The following is a 16,964-nucleotide window of genomic DNA, read 5'->3' as shown; positions in this document are numbered from 1 at the left end:
GCACCGGGGCCGGGCACCGGGGCCGGGCACCGGGGCCGGGCACCGGGGCCGGGCACCGGGGCCGGGCACCGGGGCCGGGCACCGGGGCCGGCAAGCCATAGCATGCAATGCTGTGACCAGCGAAACGGTAAGCGGAGCACAGGCACCGACCGGAGTCGTCTCGCTGACCACCGACTACGGTCTCGCCGACGGTTTCGTGGCGGCCTGCCACGGGATGATCGCGCGGATCGCGCCGGCGGTCCGGGTGATCGACGTGACCCACCTGGTGCCTCCCGGTGACGTACGCCGGGGCGCGGCAGTGCTCGCACAGACGGTGCCGCACCTACCGACGGGGGTGCACGTGGCGGTGGTCGACCCGGGCGTGGGCACGACCCGCCGGGGCATCGCGCTGGCCACGCCCGACGGCATCCTGGTGGGCCCGGACAACGGGCTGCTGCTCGACGCCGCCGGTGCCCTCGGCGGGGTGGCCGACGCGGTGGAGTTGACCAACCCGCAATGGCGGGCCCCTCGGGTGTCGGCCACCTTCCACGGTCGGGACATCTTCGCGCCGGTGGCGGCCCGGCTGGCCGCCGGCGCGCCGCTGGGCGGGGCCGGCCCGGCGGTCGACCCGGCGACGCTGGTCCGGCTGCCCGAGCCGGTCGTCGAGCCGAGGTCGGGCGGGTTCACCGCCGAGGTGCTGACGGTCGACCACTTCGGCAACGTCCAACTGGCCGCCCCGGCCGCTCTCCTGGCGCCCCTGCCGGGGCGGGTGCGGGTGAGTCCGGCCGGGAACCGCGAGGCGATCGAGGCCGTGCACGGCCGCACCTTCGGGGACGCACCGGTGGGCGCCCTCGTGGCGCACGCCGATTCGGCCGACCGGGTCGCTCTCTCGGTCAACGGCGGTCGGGCGGTCGACCTGCTCGCCGCCCGCCCCGGTAGGCTGTTGCGGGTTGAGGAGATCCCAACTACTGGCCCGGCCCTCGGGCCATACGCTTAAAAAGTCCACTATGGAAAGCTGTCGGCGTGGATGATCGCTGGGTACCCGCTGCCTGCCCCTGCTGCGCGTCCCGGACCGGTGGGGGCACCTGTCCCGTCTGCTTCTGGACCGATGACGGCCAGAGCGACGCCGACGCCGACGTCGTACGTGGCGGGGCCAACGGAGAGCTGAGCCTCTCGCTCGCCCGCCTCAACTTCGCCGTGTACGGCGCCTGCCACCCCCGCTACCAGGAACTGGTCCGCTCACCACGACCGGAGGAGTTGCCCTGACGGCTGAGCGAGAATGGCGAGGTGCCCGAAGGCGACACCGTCTGGAACACCGCCCGCGTGCTGGAGCGCGCGCTGGGCGGAGCCCGGCTGACCGGTAGCGACTTTCGGGTGCCCCGGCTGGCCACCACCGATCTCACCGGCTGGACGGTGATCGGATGCGCCAGCCGGGGCAAGCACCTGCTGTTGCGGCTGGAGGCCCCCGACCGTGTCCGCTGGACGTTGCACTCGCACCTGCGCATGGACGGCATCTGGCGGACGTACGCCCCCGGGGAACGCTGGGCGGCCCGCCCGGCGCACCTGATCCGGGCGGTGTTGCGCGCTCCGGCCGCGATCGCCGTCGGCTACCACCTGCACGACCTGGCCCTGGTGCCGTCCGCCGAGGAGGACCGCCTCGTCGGTCATCTCGGTCCCGACCTGCTCGGCCCGGATTGGGACCCGGACGAGGCGGTACGCCGGCTGGCCGCCCACCCGGACGAAAGCATCGCGGTGGCGCTGCTGGACCAGCGCAACCTGGCCGGAATCGGCAACCTCTACAAGTGCGAGACGCTGTTCCTGCACCGGATCCATCCCCGGACGCGGGTCCGCGACGTCCCCGACCTCACCGGCCTGGTCGCCCTGGCGCAGAGGTTGCTCGCCGCCAGCCGGGGCCGGTGGACGCAGAGCACCACCGGTTCGCTGCGCCGCGGTCAGACCAGCTACGTGTACGGGCGCCGGGCCGAGCCCTGCCGCCGCTGCGGCACCGCCATCCGAAAAGAGGAGTTGGGTGCACGGGTCACCTACTGGTGCCCCAACTGCCAGCCCGCCCCCTGACGAGATTCACCACCGTCGGCCGGGCCAGATCAGCAAACGGGACGAACCGGAGCCATCCGGGATCGCCGGGGTGGCGCGCGGGACACGCCGGGAGAGCGGCAGATTGGGACGATTGGGCACTTCCTAACCAGCCTTTCAGGTCGCATGCTGCGATTGGGTGCTCACGGATCGTCAACACTGCGCGACCGCGCCTGCCCCGCCGTAGTGGCAGTCGCCGCGCCCGATCTCCGGGGGAGCCATGGCCGTTTTCCGCAGACTCCGCGCCACCTGGATGGCCCGCGCCGACCACGCTGACAGTGCAGCCCGCGCCGACCACACCGGCGGTGCGGCCCGCGCCGACCAGCAGGATCCCTCCATGGCCGTCCCCGCCGCGCGCACCGGCCCCGACACCGCAGGCAGCACCGGCACCACAGGCAGCACCGGCACCACCACAGCACCGGCACCGGACTCGGCACGGGCGGCCGCCAGTCTGGATCCCACGGCCCCGCCACGGTGCCTCGGTCCGGTGCCGAATCACGCGTACAGTCCGCTGCCGCTGGTCGATGACGCCGGTCAGGTGGTGGCCGGCACCGGCCTGCGCAAGTTCGTCGACCCGCTGCCCGGCCTCGGCCCGCCCTCAGACGCACCGCTCGGCGCGCACCTGCCGGTGGCGACGCCCGACACGATCAGTTATCCGGGCTGCGACTACTACGAGATCGGCCTCCAGGAGTACACCCAGCGCCTGCACCGGGACCTGCCGGCCACCCGGCTACGCGGCTACCGGCAGCTCAACCAGGGCACTGACGGCGACGGGCACAACACCGTCGCCCCGCCGCGACGGCCCTGGCACCTCGGCCCGGTCGTGCTCGCCCGCCGGGGGCGACCGGTGCGGATCAAGTTCATCAACCAACTGCCCACCGGGCCGGCCGGCGACCTCTTCCTGCCGGTCGACCCGACCGTGCCCGGCGCCGGGGCGGGTCCGCTCGACGGGCCGGCACCGTACCCGCAGAACCGGGCGGTGCTGCACCTTTGCGGCGCGTCGACCGGCTGGATCAGCGCCGGCAACCCCTGGCACTGGATCACTCCGGCGGGTGAGATCACCCCGTACCCGACCGGCAGCGGACTGACTCACGTCCCCGACATGGCCCACCCGGGCCGGGGCGCCACCACCCTCTACTACCCGAACGAGCAGAGCGGTCGGCTGCTCTGGTTCCACGACAACACCGTCGGGCTGTCCCGGCTGACCGGCTACTCCGGGCAGGTCGCGCTCTACCTGCTCACCGACGAGGCGCAGGAGGAGCTGATCGCCGACGGAGTGCTTCCCGCCGAGCAACTTCCTCTGGTCTTCGAGGACAAGACCTTCGTGCCGGACGACGGCCAACTCGCCACCCAGGACCCGACCTGGGACCGGGACCGGTGGGGGTCTCGGGGCAACCTGTGGCACCCGCACGTCTACCAGCCCCGGCAACACCCGTACCAGCCGGACGGGACCAACCCGACCGGCCGGTGGGACTACGGCCCGTGGTCGCGTACCGCCGCGCCGGCCGACCTGGACGCGCCGGCCGCACCGGTGCCCAACCCGCGCCACGACCCGGTCACCGATCCGGACGAGCCGCCGGAGATCCCCGGTGTGCCGCATCCGAGCGCGGTGCCCACGGCGTACGGCGACACCGTGCTGGTCAACGGCGTCGCGTACCCGTACCTGGAGGTCGAGCCCCGGCTGTACCGGTGGCGGATCCTCAACGCCTGCACCGACCGCTGGCTGAACCTCCAGCTGTACCGGGCCGGCTCGGACGGGCCGATGTGGACGCCGGAGGGCGTGCTGGCCGACCCGGCCGCCGGTGAGGTGCCGATGGTCGACGCCGTACCCGCCGCTGACCGGCCAGCGGACTGGCCCACCGACGGCCGGCCGGGCGGGGTGCCGGATCCGCGTGTCGCCGGGCCCGCGCTGATCCGGATCGGCAACGAGTGCGGCCTGCTTCCGGCGCCCGAGGTGATCCCCAACCGGCCGATCGGTTTCCGGTACGACCGCCGCGATCCGACCGTGCTCAACGTGGCCCACCACGCGCTGCTGCTGGCCCCCGGCGAGCGGGCCGACGTGCTGGTGGACTTCGCCACGGTCGCGCCGGGCAGCACGTTGATCCTGTACAACGACTGCCCCGCCCCGCTGCCCTGCTTCGATCCCCGCTACGACCTGCACACCGACGGGCCGGACCGTACGGCCGAGGGTGGCCCGCCGTCGACCCGCCCCGGGTACGGCCCGAACACCCGAACCCTGCTGCAGCTGCGAGTGGCCGGTCACCCCGCACCGGCGTACGACCTCGACCGGCTGCGGCAACGGCTGCCCGGCGCGTACGCCACCAGCCAACGTCCCCCGGTCGTTCCGCAACCGGCCTACGATCCCTGCTTCGGCACCGTCACGACCCGCCCGGTCCGGGTGTCGGTGCACACCACCGAGGTGGAGTTCGTCCCGGCCGGAGCCGCCGCCCCGGTGACCCTGCCGCTGACGGTCAAGGCCGTGGGGCAGGTCTTCGAGCCCGACCACGGCCGGCTCACCGGCCGACTCGGCGTGGCGCACCCGCACGCCGGGCCACTGGGCGAGGCGATCCTGCCGCTCGGGCCGACCGATCCGGCCACCGAACTGCTTCGCGTCGGCGACCCGGCGATCGCGGTCGGCGCGCCCGGCGACGGCAGCCAGCTCTGGCGGGTCCGTGGCACCGGCCGGCAGAGCCATCCGGTGCGGTTCGAGGGACTCGACGTGCAGGTGGTCGGCCGGGTCGGCGACGACGGCAGGATTCGGCCGCCGCAGCCCGGCGAGCTCGGCTGGAAGCAGGTCGTACGGGTCGACCCGGGCGAGGACGTGGTGCTGGCGCTCCGACCGGAGGCGCCACCCCTGCCATTCAAGATCAGCGACAGCGTACGGCTGCTCGACCCGACCCGGCCGGCGGGTGCGCCCACCGGCTCCGCCAGGATCAGTCCGCTCGACGGGGGGCCCGCGTCGGTGGTCAACCAGGTGGTCAACCTGGGCTGGGAGTACCACTGGTCGAGCGCCGCAGGCGGGCACCGCGACCAGGGCATGATCCGGCCCCTGGTGCTACGCGTCTCCCCTCGGGCACCGACCGGGCTGACCGCCACTCCAGAGCCGGGATCGGCGACCGCACTGCCGGCGATCGCGCTGACCTGGACCGGCAACGGCGGCCTTCCGACCGCCACCAGCCACCTGCTGCAACGGGCCACCGACGCGACCTTCGCCACCGGGCTGACCGAGATCACCGTGGCGGCCACGGCGACCCGGCACACCGATGCCAGCGTCACCCCGGGAGTGACGTACCACTACCGGATCCGGGCGGAGAACGCCGCGAGCTGCTCCGCCTGGTCGAACAGCGTCCCGGCGGCGGTGCGGCTCGCCGCGCCGACCGGGCTGACCGCGGCACTGGCACCTGCCGCCCCGCTGCGGGTCGCGTTGCGCTGGACCAACCGCTCCTTCGCCACCGGCGTCGACGTGCAGCGGGCCACCAACCCGACCTTCACCAGCGGGCCGGGCACCACCGCTATCGGTGTCGGCGATCATCACCTGGACACCGCGCTCGCCCCCGACACCACGTACTACTACCGGGTACGCACCACCTACCTCGGTGCGGCCTCGCCCTGGTCGATGGTGGCCCGGTTGACCACCCCACCGGCGCCGGGCATCCCGACCAGGGTGAGCGTGGCCACCAGCGCGCCCGGCCCGGACACCGCGACGGTCGTGCTGGGCTGGGCGGCCAGCATCCCCACCGGCCTGGGCTCGGGGTTCGTCGTGGAGCGGGCCGGGGATGCACTCTTCACCCGGGAGGTGGCCACCTTCACGGTCACCGGTCGGGGCTTCACCAACACCGGCCTGGCCCGCGGCGTCACCTACCACTACCGGATCCGCTCGTTCAACCTGGTCGGCAGCTCCCCGTTCACCGGTCCCATCCCGGTCACCACCCCGGAATGATCGGCGGTGCCGACACCGCACGGTCCGTCGTGGTCGTCGCGGCGCCGGCACCGGTCGGCGCGGCGTGAGCGGTGGTGGCGTTCCGGCCCATCGCGACCACGAGAATGGGTAGCGCATAAGTCTGCTGTCGACGGTATATTCTTACCATCACTGGTCGATCAGGGGAGTCGTCAGGTGGACACCATCACCCCTCGGGGTTTTCGTGCGCTGGTCGGCAATGCCGGGCTCAAGGACGAGGGTGACGACTTCACCGCCCTGGTCTCGGAGACACCGGCGGTGAGTGCGGCGGTGTTCACCCGATCCCGATTCGCTGGTCCGAGTGTGGTGCTCAGCCGCTCGGCACGCAGCGCCACATGCCGTGGCGTAGTCGTGCTCGCTCGTAACGCCAACGTCGCCACCGGCGAGGAGGGTATGGCGAACGCCCGCGAGATCCGGGCGACGGTGGCGAAGGCGGTCGGGGTGGATCCGGACGATCTGCTGATCGCCTCGACCGGGGTGATCGGGCGGCAGTACCCGATGCCCCGGCTGCGCGCGTACCTCGCCGAGCTGCGCTGGCCGTTTCCGCCGGCGGACTTCGATCGGGTGGCCGCCGCCATGATGACGACCGACACCCATCCGAAGGTGGCACGATCGCGGTGCGGTACGGCCACCATCATCGGCGTGGCCAAGGGCGTCGGCATGATCGAGCCGAACATGGCCACCCTGTTGACCTTCTTCTGCACGGATGCTCAGATCGACCCCGTCGACCTCGACCGGGTGTTCCGTGCGGTGATCGACCGGACCTTCAACGCGGTGAGCATCGACACCGACACCTCGACCAGCGACACCGCGGCCATCTTCGCCAACGGTCTCGCCGGGCCGGTCAACCTCGACGAGTTCGCGGAGTCGTTGCACGCCTGCGCCCTGCAGTTGGTGCGGATGGTGGCGCGCGACGGCGAGGGGGCCAGCAAGCTGATCGAGGTCCGGGTCACCGGCGCCCGCGACGACGACCAGGCCAAGCGGGTGGGAAAGGCGGTGGTGAACTCACCGCTGGTGAAGACCGCGGTGCACGGCGCGGACCCGAACTGGGGCCGGGTGGCGATGGCGGTGGGCAAGTGCGAGGAGGACGACGACATCCTGCCGGAGCGGGTGACCATCGGTTTTGGCGGCATGGAGGTCTATCCCGCTGCGGCGACGGACGAGAAACTGCGGTTGCTGCAGGAGCACCTGCGCCACGACGACGTGGTGATCGAGGTGGACCTGGGCATCGCCGAGGGTGCCTTCACCGTCTACGGCTGCGACCTGACCGAGGGCTACATCCGGATCAACGCCGACTACACCACCTAGCGATCACCGGGATGGCCTGCTCTCGTGCGGAAGCAACTCCGGTCGACAAGCCCCTCCTGCGGCGACGCCTCGGATAGCCGGAAGCGCCGCCTGGCATGTGCGACGGATGCTCAGGGAGCGGCAGCGGGGCGGCCCACCGCGCGCAGCTCGGACAGCGCCGACGCGAACCCGTGCAGCAGATCAGTTGCCTCGGTCAGTCGCGCCGCCGCCGGGTGTTCGCTCTCTGGGCGGTACTCCTCGGCCAGATAACCGGCGGCGGCCACCACCAGCCGCTCGTAGGCGGTCACGCCGGTCTCCAACTGTCCGGTGAGCGCCTGGTGCGCCTCGGCCAGGGGCGGCCGGGCATCGGCCGGGGCGAGGCGTACCGCGCGTTCCACGCTGGCGACGCGGTTGGCCAGGTCGCGCAGGGACTGTTCGGCCGCTGCCGCCTCGGCCACCGCCGGCTCGGCCAGGCCGGTCAGCCGGCCCGCCATCGAGGCCATCGTCGAGGCAGCGCGATCCAGCCGCTCCCACAACCCGGCGGCGGTGGTGCCGCGCAGCGCGTTGCGGGAGCGGACCCGGCGTACCTCGGCCACCACGCCAGCGCCGACGGGCAGGCGTTCCACGGCGGCGACCAGCCGGGCGCGGGAGCGGGCGGCGGCCTGCGCCGGGTCGAGGGCGGGCGGCGCGGGCCGGGCGGCCAGCGCACGCAGGTCGCTCCAGCGCCAGGCGGCCAGCGCGGTGCTCGCGCCCGCGGCGGCGGCCCAGGCCGCGTCGGCAAGCCCGATCCCGGCGTACGGGGTCAGGATGGCCGTCGCGCCACCGAGCCCGCCGGCCAGTACGCTCCACCGCCGGGCAGAGCGTCGCAGCTTGCCCAGCCGACGAAAGTAGCGGGTGCGCTCGTCTGCCACCGTCGCCTCCTCGACTGCTCCGGCTCAGCCGGCGGCGGTGGTGTCGCCGGTGCCGCGGTCGCGGCTCATGCTGGCCCTGATCTCGTCGAGCCGCGCCACGGCCGGGTCGTTGCTCGCCGCTGCCGGCTGGCCGCTGACCGCACCGCGTTCGGGGCCGGCGCCGAGCTGCTCGCCGGCCATGCTGGCGCGAATCTGATCCAGCCGGGCGGAGCCCGCCGTGTCCAGGGTCGCCTTCTGGATCTCCAGCATTCGGCCCTCGGCCGAGTTGCTGGCCAATTCGGCCCGGCCCATGGCGTTGGCGTAGCGGCGTTCGATGCGGTCGCGGACCTCGTCCAGGCTGGGGGTGGTGCCCGGCGCGGTGAGCGCGGACATGGACTCCAGCGAGGCGGCCACGCTCTCCTGCATCTTGGCCTGCTCCAGCTGGCTGAGCAGCTTGGCGCGCTCGGCGAGCTTCTGCTGGAGGATCATCGAGTTGTTCTCCACCGCGCGGCGCGCCTGCCCGGCGGCGGCGAGCGCCTGATCGTGCAGGGTCTTCAGGTCCTCCGCGGCCTGCTCGGCGGAGACCAGCTGGGTGGCCAGGGTCTGTGCGGACTGCTCGTAGCGGCCGGCCTCGGCCTCGTCGCCCTTGGCCCGGGCCCGGTCGGCGAGGACCAGCGCCTGCCGAGCGTTGGCCTGCAACCGCTCGACGTCGGACATCTGGCGGGAAAGCTTCATCTCCAGCTGGCGCTGGTTGCCGATCACCGCCGCGGCCTGCTGGACGAGTGCCTGGTGCTGCCGGTGCGCCTCGTCGATGGCCTGCTGGAGCTGCACCTTGGGGTCGGCGTGCTCGTCGATTCGAGCGCCGAAAAGCGCCATCAGGTATTTCCAGCCCTTGACGAACGGGTTCGCCATCTCCGCGGTATCCCCTCAGTAACGTCGCTGCGCCTGTCCCACACCGGGCGGGCCAGGTCGGCCACCGGCGATGGTGGATACATCGTCCCAGCCGACCGCCAGCACAGCATCCGTACCGACCGGAGGGGGACGTGCACGATCAACCCTACGCGGCGCGGGCCACCACGACCATCGGCCCTGTCAGGCGGCGCAGACCACGTCCCGGTCGGGGCGCACCCGGGTGCTGCGCAAGGTGGCCTTGAGCGGAGATTCCTGGCGCACGGCGACGGCGACGCTGCCGTCCGAGCTGACCTGGCGCACCCCCCGGCCGGTGGACCTGGCCACCGGCGGCGCCGCGACCGGTGTCGACTCGGCCGGCTCGTTCTGCACCGGGACGAGCACGCCCGGCAGTTGCTCGGCGAGCGCAACGGTATCGCTGACCTCGCGCAGCAGCTCGGACAGGCGGGCGCCCAGCGCGTCGCAGATCGCAGCGAGCAGTTCGCTGGAGGCTTCCTTCTGGCCGCGCTCGATCTCGGACAGGTACCCCAGGCTGACGTTGGCGGCGGAAGATACCTCGCGCAGCGTGCGGTGCTGCCCCTGCCGGCGCGCCCGCAATGCGTCACCGATCACCCGGCGTAGCAGGACCATCGCACCTCCCCTGAGGGACACAGTTCGCCCGGCCTCGCGGCCCGGCGGCGGCACCGGCCCCGGTCGTCGGAGCCTTCCCGCAACCGTACCCGGTACGCGCCGCCGCGACATCCCACCCCGACGGGGTAAACGAGGCGACATCCGGCAAGGGCGCGTGACGAGGGGTCAGGACCGGGGGGCTTCGGCGGCGTCCGGGACCTGAATGTGCTCGGCGAGCAGCCGCAGCGCGCCGGTCACCGCGCCCGCCCGAATGTGGTCGCGCCCACCGTCGAGGTCGAGTTCCCGTACCTCGGTGCCGTCCGGGCCGGCGACCGCGACGTAGACCAGCCCGACCGGCTTGCCGTCCTGGGACTCCGGGCCAGCCACCCCGGTGGTGGCCAGTGCCCAGTCGGCCCCGCAGCCGCGTCGTCCGCCCTCGGCGAGCGCCGCCGCCACGTCCGGGTCGACCGGGCCGCGCTCGGCCAGCAGCTGCGCCGGTACGCCGGCCAGCCACTCCTTCAGCTCGGTGGCGTAAACCACCAGCCCGCCCCGGTAGGCGGCGCTCGCACCGGCGATCTCGACGATCGTTGCGGCCAGCAGGCCGCCGGTCAGCGACTCGACGGTGGCGACCGTCTGTCGCCGTTCGGCGAGACGGTGCACCACGCCGGCCGCTGCGCTGCCCATCGCTCCTTCGGCTTCTCTCATGCCCACTTGTCGCATCCTTCCCGACCAGGCGGTGATCTACTCGCCGCAGCGCCGGTCAGCTGGTGGTTCGGCGCAACCGTAGGGCCTGGGCGAGGTAGTCGAAGCCCGTGAGCACAGTGACGGCGACCGCCGCGCCCATGATCCACGGACCGACCGTGGCCAGGGCGTCGGGCATCGGCCACAGATACCAGGTGATGGCCAGGATCTGCAGCGCGGTCTTGACCTTGCCACCGCGGCTCGCGGCAATCACCCCGCGTCGGATCACCCAGAACCGCAGGGCCGTGATGCCCAACTCCCGGGCGAGGATCACCCCCGTCACCCACCACGGCAGTTGGTCGTGGGCCGACAGGAGCAGCAGAGCGGTGCCGATGAGCGCCTTGTCGGCGATCGGGTCGGCCACCTTGCCGAACGCGGTCACGAGCGCGAACCGGCGGGCGATCCAGCCGTCGACGAAATCCGTCAGCGAGGCGACGGCGAAGATCAGACAGGCGATGACCTGCCAACCGGCGTGCGTCATGCCCGAGACGATCACGGAGGCGGCGAAGACCGGCACCAGGGCCAGCCGCAGCGCGGTCAGGGCGTTGGCCGCGTTGACCACCGGCACCCGGGCCACCACCGGCAGCGGGGTGGACTCCGTCGCCCCGGTCATCGGCCCACCGTCGGGCACCGCACCTCGTCGCTCCCTCGTCTCGTCCCGGCCCGCCGTCACCGCGTCGCGCCGGGCGCCGCCGAGATCATCTCATCCGGCACCGCGACCAGGTCGACCCCTTCGGTGCCGGTCACGGTCGCCCGGACCAGGTCGCCCGGGCGCAGCGCGGCCAGGTCGACCCCGCCGCCCCGCGGCGCGACGAGCGTGGTCGAGCCGTCCACCTCCGGTCCCTGGTGCGCGGCCCGCCCCTCGACGACACCCTCGTCGACTGAGTCGACCAGCACCTCGACCGTCGCGCCGAGGCGGTCCTCGGCGCGCTGCGAGCACAGCTCGTCGGCGAGCGCGCTGAGCTTGTCGTACCGGCGCTTGATGGTGGCGGCGGAGACCTTGCCGGGCAGTCCGGCGGCCTCGGTGCCGTCCTCGTCGCTGTAGTCGAAGACCCCGATCGCGTCGAGCCGGGCCTCGGTGAGGAAGCGGACCAGTTCGTCGACGTCGGCCCGGGTCTCGCCGGGGAATCCGACGATGAAGTTGCTTCGCGCCCCGGCCTGCGGTGCCAACTCCCGTGCGTCGGCCAACAGTTTCAGGAACCGGTCGGTGGAGCCGAAACGACGCATCCGGCGCAGCACCGGCTCGCTGGAGTGCTGGAACGACAGGTCGAAGTAGGGTGCCACCCCCGGTGTGGTGGCGATCGCCTCGACCAGGCCGGGCCGGGTCTCGGCCGGCTGGAGGTAGCTGACCCGGACCCGGACGATGCCGTCGACTGCGGCTAGCTGCGGCAGCAGCTTCTCCAATGCCCGGGGGTCGCCCAGGTCCTTGCCGTACGAGGTCGAGTTCTCGCTGACCAGGACCAGCTCACGAACACCGCTCTTGGCCAGCCACTCGGCTTCGGCGAGCAGTTCGTCCGGGGTGCGGGAGACGAAGGCGCCCCGGAAGGCGGGAATGGCGCAGAAGGCGCAACGCCGGTCGCAGCCGCTGGCCAGCTTGAGCGAGGCGACCGGGCCGCTGACCAGCCGGCGGCGCAGCACCGGCCGTAGGTGCGCCGGGGTGTGCTCGTCGACGTCGGCGGCGTTGCCGTGCCCGGGCAGCGACACCGCGCTGTCCCGGCGGGCCACCGGCGTCAGCGGCAGCAGCTCGCGCCGGTCCCGGGGAGTGTGCGCGGCGAAGCTGCGGCCGGCGACGACCGCGTCCAGCCGGGCGGAGATCTCCGGATAGTCGTCGAAGCTGAGCACCGCCTGGGCCTCGGGAAGGCTGTCGGCCAGCTCCCGGCCGTACCGCTCGGCCATGCAGCCGGCAGCGACCACCTTCGCGCCGGTGTCGGCGGCGGCCAGCAGCGTCTGGATCGAGTCCTGCTTGGCCTTCTCCACGAAGCCGCAGGTGTTGACGACCACCACGTCGGCGCCCTCGCCGTCGGTCGTCACCTGCCAACCGTCGGCGTGCAGGCGGGCGGCCAGCTCCTCCGAGTCGACCTCGTTACGGGCACAGCCCAGGGTCAGCAGGGCGACCCGGCGGCCGTCGCCGGCGGACGACTCCGCCGACCGCGCAGAGCTGGAGTGGTCGGTCGACTGCTCCAACTCGCGGCGCGGCGCCAGACGCGCCGAGTTGGAGTGGTCAGTAGGGGAGGTGGCAGACACCATCCGAGGGTACCGGGCCGCCGCGCCCGATCCGGCGGGGCGGCCCGGCGGCGGGCGTCACCCGGATGAGCCGGTCGCGCCGGCGACGAGAATCCGGACCAGGCGGTCGAGTAGGAACACCTCGGTGCCGGCGAGACCGACCGAGCAGAAGACCGAGATCTGGTCCGCACCGGTGCGGCCGGGCGCCGATCCGGCCAGCACCGCGCCCAGATCGCCCAGCCGTGCGGCGTACGGCGGCTCGGCGGCGAGCATCGGCGGAACGTACGACCGGGACTGCGCCGGTGAATCGCTGACCAGCACGGCGGCGCGATCCAGCAGATCGGGGGCGAACTCCGCGCGGTCGCGCTGCTTGAACCCGACTGCGTTGACGTGGCAGCCCGGGGTCAGGTCGGCGGCGTCCAGTACCGGCGTGGGGCTGGTGGTGGCCAGCACCACCACGTCCCGGTCGTGCACCGCCGCCCGGGCGTTGTCCACCGGGCGGGCCGGAATGCCGAGTTCGGCCCGGACCCGGGCGGCGAACGCCTCCCGACGCGCCGTCGAGCGGCTGTAGACCGTCACCTCCTGCAGCGGGCGTACGGCGGCGGCGGCCCAGACCTGGGTCCATGCCTGCCCGCCGGAGCCGATCACACCGAGCGTGGCCGCGTCCGGGCGGGCCAGCGCGTCCACCGCGACCCCGCCCAGCCCGCCGGTACGCCGGGAGCCCAACTCCTCCCCCACGGCGACCGCCCGCACCGCACCCGTACGCCCGTCGTGCAGCACCACCACCTGTTCGGCTTCGGGATGGCCGAACGTGTCGTACGCCCGGTATCCGTACCACTGCCCGAGCAGGTGCCCGGCGGTGAGCATCATCCGGCCGCCGCCCAACTGCACGCCGGCTCGGGGCGGGGCCACCAGCCGGCCGTCGTGGCTGGCCAGCAGCGCATCGCGCATCGCGTCCACCGTGGCCGGTGCGTCCAGTGCGGCGGCGACCTCCGCGTCGGAGATGAGCACGGTCATGGCCTCATCGTGCAAGGTGAAGCAAGGTTGAGGTCCAGCCCGGTGATTTGTCTCACCCATCGCGCCGCCCCGCCGGTGCTACGGTCGGTCGCGGCGGCCCGGTGTGGCTGCCCCGGACGAGTCGTGGGCGTACCCGGTCAGGCCAAGACGCCCCATGCGGAATCGACCCGCCCGAGGCCCGACGGCCCGGGCAACGGCGAAGAGGTGGCTCGATGGCCTGGATCGTACTGGTGCTCTCCGGACTGTTGGAGACCGCGTGGGCGATCGCCCTGGACCGCAGTGCGGGCTTCACCCGACCGGTCCCCTCGGTGGTGTTCGTGATCACGTTGGTGTTGAGCATGATCGGCCTGGGATACGCGTTGCGGGAGATCCCGGTCGGCACCGGGTATGTGGTCTGGGTCGGCATCGGCGCGGTCGGCACCGCCCTGATCGGCATGGTGGCGCTCGGCGAGTCGGCCAACCTGCTCCGGCTGCTCAGCCTGCTGCTGGTGATCGCCGGGGTGGTAGGGCTCAAGGTCTTCCACTGAGCGTTCCGGCCGGCCCCGAGGCCGATGATGCTGTTTGGACCGTGGCCTGGTGTGGGTACTCCGCCGATCAACGAAGAGTTGACTTCCGGAGGAGATCATGGCCAATCCGGCCGCCATCCTGCTCAACCTGCTGTTCGCCGCCGCGCTCACCTGACCCACGCGACGAGTCGCGTCACCGCAGGGCCAGCCGGTTCACTTCGACGGGCCCTGCGGTGTCTGCACATCCGGCCGGCGGCATTCCGGCAACGTCACTGCTCGTCCCCGCGCAGGCCGGCCAGGACCTCCTCCAGCTCGTCCGGCTTGACCAGCACGTCGCGGGCCTTGGAACCCTCGGAGGGGCCGACGACGCCGCGGGTCTCCATCAGGTCCATCAGCCGGCCCGCCTTGGCGAAGCCGACCCGCAGCTTGCGCTGGAGCATGGAGGTCGAGCCGAACTGCGAGGTGACCACCAGCTCGACCGCCTGCACCAGCAGGTCGAGGTCGTCGCCGATGTCCTCGTCGATCTTCTTCTTGCTCTCCTGGGCGACGGTCAGCACGTCCGAGCGGAACTCCGGCTCACGCTGTTCCTTGCAGAACTTGACGACATCGGCGATCTCACGCTCGGTGACCCAGGCGCCCTGGATGCGGATCGGCTTCGAGGCGCCCATCGGCAGGAACAGCCCGTCGCCGCGGCCGAGCAGCTTCTCCGCGCCGGGCTGATCCAGGATGACCCGGGAGTCGGCCAGCGAGGAGGTGGCGAAAGCCAACCGGGACGGCACGTTGGCCTTGATCAGGCCGGTCACCACGTCGACCGAGGGGCGTTGGGTGGCCAGCACCAGGTGGATCCCGGCCGCCCGGGCGAGCTGGGTGATCCGGACGATGGAGTCCTCCACGTCACGCGGGGCGACCATCATCAGGTCGGCCAACTCGTCGACGATCACCAGCAGGTACGGGTACGGCCGCATTTCCCGCTCGCTGCCCGGTGGGGCCTTGATCTCGCCGGTGCGGACCTTGCGGTTGAAGTCGTCGATGTGCCGGACCCCGTTCGCGGCGAGGTCGTCGTAGCGCATGTCCATCTCACGCACGACCCACTCCAGCGAGTCGGCCGCCTTCTTGGCGTTGGTCACGATCGGGGTGACCAGGTGCGGGATCCCCTCGTAGCCGGTCAGCTCGACCCGCTTCGGGTCGATCAGCAGCAGCCGCACCTCGTCCGGCGTCGCCCGCGTCAGAATGGACATCAGCAGAGTATTGAGGCAGCTCGATTTGCCGGCGCCGGTGGCCCCCGCGATCAGAATATGGGGCATCTTCGCGAGGTTGGCCACCACGTAGCCGCCCTCGATGTCCTTGCCGAGCGCGACCAGCATCGGGTGGTGGTCGCTGGCGGCGGCCCGCGAGCGGAGCACGTCGCCGAGGGCCACGTTCTCCGGGTCGGTGTTCGGGATCTCCACGCCGACCGCGCTCTTGCCCGGGATCGGGCTGAGGATGCGGACGTCCGGCGACTTCACCGCGTACGCGATGTTGCGGGAAAGCTGGGTGATCCGCTCCACCTTGACGCCGTGGCCCAGCTCGACCTCGTAGCGGGTCACCGTCGGGCCCCGGGTGAAGCCGGTCACCGCCGCGTCCACGTCGAACTGCTCGAAGACGCCGGTCAGCGCGGCGATCACCTCGTCGTTGGCCTTGCTGCGGGTCTTCGGCGCGGCACCGCTGGCGAGCATGTTCGACGGGGGCAGGGTGTAGTCGCCGGCCAACCCGGTCAGCGCGAGCTGTTCGGCGCGGGTCGGCGCGGGTGAGTGCTCCGGCGGCTCGGCCGGCTTGCGGCTCGCCGGCACCCGTGACCGCGCCTTGCGCGGCAGGACCATCGTCTCCTGGAGATCCACGCCGGTCAGGTCGTCGAACTCGTCCGGGTCGACCGGCGGTGGCGCCCGTTTCGCCGGGCGGCGGCGGGGCGGCGCGGCCGGGGCCTCGTCCGTCTCCTGGCCGCTCGGGCCGAGCACACTCGCGGCGAGCAGGCCGAGCCGCTCGGGGATCTTGTTGATCGGTGTCGCGGTGACCACGAGCAGCCCGAACACCAGCAGCAGGATCAGCAGCGGCACCGCGACCCAGGCGGTGACCGCCCGCTCCAGCAGGCTACCGACGCCGGCGCCGATCAGGCCGCCGGCGAAGTCCCGCTCGCCCGGGTCGGCCGGCTGCTGGCCGATGTGCAGCATCGCGGCGGTGGCGACCAGCATGGAGCCCCACCCGATCGGTCCACGGCCGCGGTGCTCGGGATCGCCGGGCTGGCGCATCAGCCGCCAGGCACCGATGCCGAGCAGCACCGGCACCACGATGGAGATCGCCCCGAGGAAGAGCCGGACCGTGTCGGCCAGCCGGGCACCGACCGGCCCGGCCGCCGAGAACCAGATCGCCCCGGCGCTGAGCAGGGCCAAGCCGATCATCAGCAGTCCGGCACCGTCCCGGCGGTGCTCCGGATCGAGGTCGCGGGCCGAGGCGGCCTGCCGGCCGACGGCGCGTACCGCCCAACCCACGCCGTGCGCCAGGCCCATCCACAGTGCCCCGATCGTGCGGCCGACCAACGCGGCGGGACCGGGCCTGCGTGCCGTGGTGCGGCGCCGTGCCGGCGCGCTGGTCTTCTTGGCCGGCTTACGGGCACGACTGTTCGTGCCACCGCGCGGCGACGCGCCGCGCCGCCGGCTCGCCTGAGAGGTACGGCCCGCCATAGCATCACCGTAACGGCGGCACCCGGCAGATCGC

14 protein-coding genes and 1 riboswitch are annotated in these 16,964 nt (G+C 72.7%); of the genes, 6 read left to right on the top strand and 8 right to left on the bottom strand.

Annotated features, from left to right (window positions below; genetic code table 11):
- The first annotated feature begins 112 nt into the window (after window positions 1-112).
- The 5 genes from Vqi01_RS10335 to argJ all read left to right on the top strand — a co-directional run bounded on the left by Vqi01_RS10335 (window position 113) and on the right by argJ (window position 7,339).
- Window positions 113-976 (top strand): SAM hydrolase/SAM-dependent halogenase family protein, encoded by an 864-nt coding sequence (locus tag Vqi01_RS10335; RefSeq protein WP_204034505.1) that lies wholly within the window; start codon window positions 113-115, stop codon window positions 974-976.
- A 26-nt stretch (window positions 977-1,002) separates the two neighbouring features.
- Complete coding sequence (locus tag Vqi01_RS10330; RefSeq protein ID WP_204034504.1) at window positions 1,003-1,245, top strand: CPCC family cysteine-rich protein; 243 nt, start codon at window positions 1,003-1,005, stop codon at window positions 1,243-1,245.
- A gap of 21 nt (window positions 1,246-1,266) precedes the next feature.
- Window positions 1,267-2,055 carry a zinc finger domain-containing protein gene (locus tag Vqi01_RS10325; RefSeq protein WP_204034503.1) on the top strand — a complete coding sequence of 263 codons (789 nt, stop codon included), beginning with the start codon at window positions 1,267-1,269 and terminating at the stop codon, window positions 2,053-2,055.
- Window positions 2,056-2,293: 238 nt separating this feature from the next.
- Entirely contained in the window at window positions 2,294-6,013 is a 3,720-nt protein-coding gene (locus tag Vqi01_RS10320; protein WP_204034502.1) for a hypothetical protein, read from the top strand.
- 174 nt (window positions 6,014-6,187) lie between these two features.
- The gene (gene argJ, locus Vqi01_RS10315; protein WP_204034501.1) at window positions 6,188-7,339 is read left to right on the top strand and encodes a bifunctional glutamate N-acetyltransferase/amino-acid acetyltransferase ArgJ; all 1,152 of its coding nucleotides are present in this window, start codon (window positions 6,188-6,190) and stop codon (window positions 7,337-7,339) included.
- Between the two features lie 110 nt (window positions 7,340-7,449).
- Here the strand turns inward: argJ and pspM are convergent, their stop codons facing one another.
- The 7 genes from pspM to Vqi01_RS10280 form a co-directional block, all read right to left on the bottom strand.
- Window positions 7,450-8,229 (bottom strand): phage shock envelope stress response protein PspM, encoded by a 780-nt coding sequence (pspM, locus tag Vqi01_RS10310; RefSeq protein ID WP_204034500.1) that lies wholly within the window; start codon window positions 8,227-8,229, stop codon window positions 7,450-7,452.
- Between the two features lie 24 nt (window positions 8,230-8,253).
- The gene (locus Vqi01_RS10305) at window positions 8,254-9,120 is read right to left on the bottom strand and encodes a PspA/IM30 family protein (protein ID WP_204034499.1); all 867 of its coding nucleotides are present in this window, start codon (window positions 9,118-9,120) and stop codon (window positions 8,254-8,256) included.
- Between the two features lie 180 nt (window positions 9,121-9,300).
- Window positions 9,301-9,747, bottom strand: a complete 447-nt coding sequence (locus Vqi01_RS10300) for a helix-turn-helix domain-containing protein (RefSeq protein WP_204034498.1) — start codon at window positions 9,745-9,747, stop codon at window positions 9,301-9,303.
- A 165-nt stretch (window positions 9,748-9,912) separates the two neighbouring features.
- A complete protein-coding gene (locus tag Vqi01_RS10295) occupies window positions 9,913-10,446 on the bottom strand; it encodes a CinA family protein (RefSeq protein ID WP_372444340.1) in 534 nt (177 codons plus the stop codon).
- A gap of 40 nt (window positions 10,447-10,486) precedes the next feature.
- Entirely contained in the window at window positions 10,487-11,080 is a 594-nt protein-coding gene (gene pgsA, locus Vqi01_RS10290; protein ID WP_204034497.1) for a CDP-diacylglycerol--glycerol-3-phosphate 3-phosphatidyltransferase, read from the bottom strand.
- A 56-nt stretch (window positions 11,081-11,136) separates the two neighbouring features.
- Entirely contained in the window at window positions 11,137-12,714 is a 1,578-nt protein-coding gene (gene rimO, locus Vqi01_RS10285) for a 30S ribosomal protein S12 methylthiotransferase RimO (RefSeq protein ID WP_239098300.1), read from the bottom strand.
- A gap of 54 nt (window positions 12,715-12,768) precedes the next feature.
- A complete protein-coding gene (locus Vqi01_RS10280; RefSeq protein ID WP_204034496.1) occupies window positions 12,769-13,707 on the bottom strand; it encodes an ornithine cyclodeaminase family protein in 939 nt (312 codons plus the stop codon).
- Between the two features lie 89 nt (window positions 13,708-13,796).
- Window positions 13,797-13,864, top strand: a riboswitch (guanidine-III (ykkC-III) riboswitch).
- Between the two features lie 55 nt (window positions 13,865-13,919).
- On the opposite strand from Vqi01_RS10280, the gene Vqi01_RS10275 reads away from it, so the two are divergent.
- Window positions 13,920-14,234 carry a DMT family transporter gene (locus Vqi01_RS10275; RefSeq protein ID WP_204034495.1) on the top strand — a complete coding sequence of 105 codons (315 nt, stop codon included), beginning with the start codon at window positions 13,920-13,922 and terminating at the stop codon, window positions 14,232-14,234.
- A gap of 248 nt (window positions 14,235-14,482) precedes the next feature.
- On the opposite strand, the gene Vqi01_RS10270 is transcribed toward Vqi01_RS10275, so the two are convergent.
- Window positions 14,483-16,930: an FtsK/SpoIIIE family DNA translocase gene (locus Vqi01_RS10270; protein WP_204034494.1), complete on the bottom strand. Its 2,448-nt coding sequence runs from the start codon at window positions 16,928-16,930 to the stop codon at window positions 14,483-14,485.
- Window positions 16,931-16,964: the final 34 nt, after the last annotated feature.

The sequence above is a fragment of the Micromonospora qiuiae genome, from assembly GCF_016863555.1.
Lineage (GTDB): Bacteria > Actinomycetota > Actinomycetes > Mycobacteriales > Micromonosporaceae > Micromonospora > Micromonospora qiuiae.
This window is presented reverse-complemented; position numbering and strand designations above follow the sequence as displayed.

What these genes read in the sequence shown, in the direction of transcription:
- Vqi01_RS10305 (WP_204034499.1), bottom strand. Translation starts at nt 9,120, where the DNA reads ATGGCGAACCCGTTCGTCAAGGGCTGGAAATACCTGATGGCGCTTTTC.
- Vqi01_RS10295 (WP_372444340.1), bottom strand. Translation starts at nt 10,446, where the DNA reads ATGCGACAAGTGGGCATGAGAGAAGCCGAAGGAGCGATGGGCAGCGCA.
- Vqi01_RS10320 (WP_204034502.1), top strand. Translation starts at nt 2,294, where the DNA reads ATGGCCGTTTTCCGCAGACTCCGCGCCACCTGGATGGCCCGCGCCGAC.
- Vqi01_RS10300 (WP_204034498.1), bottom strand. Translation starts at nt 9,747, where the DNA reads ATGGTCCTGCTACGCCGGGTGATCGGTGACGCATTGCGGGCGCGCCGG.
- Vqi01_RS10270 (WP_204034494.1), bottom strand. Translation starts at nt 16,930, where the DNA reads ATGGCGGGCCGTACCTCTCAGGCGAGCCGGCGGCGCGGCGCGTCGCCG.
- Vqi01_RS10280 (WP_204034496.1), bottom strand. Translation starts at nt 13,707, where the DNA reads ATGACCGTGCTCATCTCCGACGCGGAGGTCGCCGCCGCACTGGACGCA.
- Vqi01_RS10275 (WP_204034495.1), top strand. Translation starts at nt 13,920, where the DNA reads ATGGCCTGGATCGTACTGGTGCTCTCCGGACTGTTGGAGACCGCGTGG.
- pgsA (WP_204034497.1), bottom strand. Translation starts at nt 11,080, where the DNA reads ATGACCGGGGCGACGGAGTCCACCCCGCTGCCGGTGGTGGCCCGGGTG.
- rimO (WP_239098300.1), bottom strand. Translation starts at nt 12,714, where the DNA reads ATGGTGTCTGCCACCTCCCCTACTGACCACTCCAACTCGGCGCGTCTG.